Consider the following 2,033-nt stretch of genomic DNA (forward strand, 5'->3'; position numbering starts at 1 on the left):
TTGCAGAGGCAGAATCCTGAACAGTCGGGCTTGCATAATTAAACGGCGTTGTTTTTATACCAGTCGGGCTTACATAATTAAACGACGTCGTATTTATACCAATCGGGCTGGAAAAAACCGGAACAGATCCGGGATTGGCTGTTGTTGACGTTGCCGATGCATTGGCAGCAACAGCGCCCTTGTCGGAACCGGACAGGCTGGACCGGGCTGGGAAAGCCGTGGTGGCATTCATGGCAGTTGCCGAACTGTGCAGCAAAGGCAATGAATGGATACCCGTTGCATGGGTAGAGGCGGCACTCTTCACCGAGCCGGATAACCCCATGGACGTTGCCGAATATTCACCGGTTTCACCCATATCATTGATATTTACACTTGTGGCGGAAGGCCCTGCTGAGCCGGAAGGATGGGAGTGGTGGCTGGAGACGCTGGTTGCCAGGGGGTTGCTGACCGAACCGGACAGACTGGCTGTCCGATGAGCGGCGGTTGCCGTAAAACCGGACTCCGTCGCTTTGACTGAGCCTGCTGAATCGTGGGCAGTAGCGGTATGTTTAATGGACTCTGATGGACTGAAAGTAGTCTTGTAATCGCGGCTGGATGCACCAATGGCAGAGGATCTGACCAGGCTGGATTTTGCCAGGTGCGCACTGGAGTTTGCAGTTAACATCGATGCCGATGCCTGTAACAAGCCTGTCTCACTGTTTACAGATGGACTGATGGCAGATGTTGCCGAAGTAGCGTTATTAGAGACACTATCCTTCATTGCCTCCGACATACTGGCCATTGCTGTGTGTGTACTGACTGCGCTCGGGGATGTTGATGCTGATTCAGATACTGATGCTGATTCAGATGATGATACTGATGCTGATTCAGATGTTGATACTGATTCAGATGCTGATTCAGATGATGATACTGATGCTGATTCAGATGTTGATGCTGATACTGATTCAGACGTTGATGCTGATACTGATGTTGATGCTGATACTGATTCAGATGTTGATACTGATGCAGATGCAGATGCAGATGCTTTTGCTGGATTTGAATTGCTGGCCGAAGCTGATATTGAGGTTGTGCCAATTATTGAACCGACTGCGCTTGAATTAATTGACTTTGTTCGACTAAGCAAGTCTGAAGAACTGGCAGACTGAACCAAATGGCTGGTTTGATACTGGCTACCCAGTGCAGGTGTCGTCTTCCCTGTCTTTTTATTATTAGCCACTTGACGTGAGTGAAACACACTGGTTGTTTTAGCACGATCATGAGGAAATTTTTTATCAGGATCATCAGGAAATTTTTTATCATCATCATGAGGAATTTTTTTATCAGGATCATCAGGAAATTTTTTATCAGGATCATGAGGAAATTTTTTATCAGGATCATGAGGAAATTTTTGATCAGGCAGAAAACCTAGATTAGTTGGTTTAACTGGAAATCGAAGATGCATCGCTTGATTAACCCGTCAGTTGACTTTTATTCATTTCAGATTGATGAAAAAATATCCAACTTTGCAAAAGTTGCAAATATTCGAGAGAGAAAAGTTTACAGTCCAGGGAGGACAAATAAGGGGTCATTGCCTGTTACAAGCTGAAGGCGGGGTCTGCAGTTATTCAGATAAGGAAGGCCGTCCAACGGTATTCGATAAACTCCCCAAACTGAAGGGCGAGCACTGGATCCCCATCGGCTGTCTGGATCTGAAAGTCAGCCGTTTGAAGCGGGTCCGGTTTGGCAGCATGATCATTCCTGACCAGCTGCGTCAGGGGCAATTTCAGGAGCTGGAAAAACCAGATATCGACGTGCTTGCCGCACTACCTGAACTCAACCGATCAAAGTAAATGGGTCCGGCAGGAGGCTGTCCGTCGGACTGCCTCCCGGTCCGACAGTTTGTTGCCCATGGGTTCCATCGTTAAATCGGAGTCTGGGCAAACTCCTCCGCTTCGATTTGCAGCCGCGCTGCTATTTCCGCCTGCCGTTGCCCGGCAGGCTTGCCATGCACGGCCCCCAAACTGCCCAGCGCCACCTGGGTAATGATCTCTTCT

Annotated in this window: 3 protein-coding genes; 2 read left to right on the forward strand and 1 reads right to left on the reverse strand. The window is 48.4% G+C overall.

The genetic code is table 11. The features are described from left to right. The coding region (locus J7438_RS25225; protein ID WP_209278803.1) for a hypothetical protein at window positions 1–664 on the reverse strand (664 nt) is incomplete at its 3' end. A 49-nt stretch (window positions 665–713) separates the two neighbouring features. Between J7438_RS25225 and J7438_RS25230 the strand changes: the two genes are divergently transcribed. After that, window positions 714–1,145 carry a hypothetical protein gene (locus J7438_RS25230; protein WP_209278804.1) on the forward strand — a complete coding sequence of 144 codons (432 nt, stop codon included), beginning with the start codon at window positions 714–716 and terminating at the stop codon, window positions 1,143–1,145. A 339-nt stretch (window positions 1,146–1,484) separates the two neighbouring features. Beyond that, a complete protein-coding gene (locus tag J7438_RS25235) occupies window positions 1,485–1,829 on the forward strand; it encodes a pseudouridine synthase family protein (protein ID WP_209278805.1) in 345 nt (114 codons plus the stop codon). Window positions 1,830–2,033: the final 204 nt, after the last annotated feature.

It is taken from the genome of Thalassotalea sp. G20_0 (assembly GCF_017744175.1).
In the GTDB taxonomy this organism is placed as follows: domain Bacteria; phylum Pseudomonadota; class Gammaproteobacteria; order Pseudomonadales; family Endozoicomonadaceae; genus Endozoicomonas.

Coding starts and splice junctions, on each gene's coding strand:
- J7438_RS25235 (WP_209278805.1), top strand. CDS start 1,485: ATGAAAAAATATCCAACTTTGCAAAAGTTGCAAATATTCGAGAGAGAA.
- J7438_RS25230 (WP_209278804.1), top strand. CDS start 714: ATGGCAGATGTTGCCGAAGTAGCGTTATTAGAGACACTATCCTTCATT.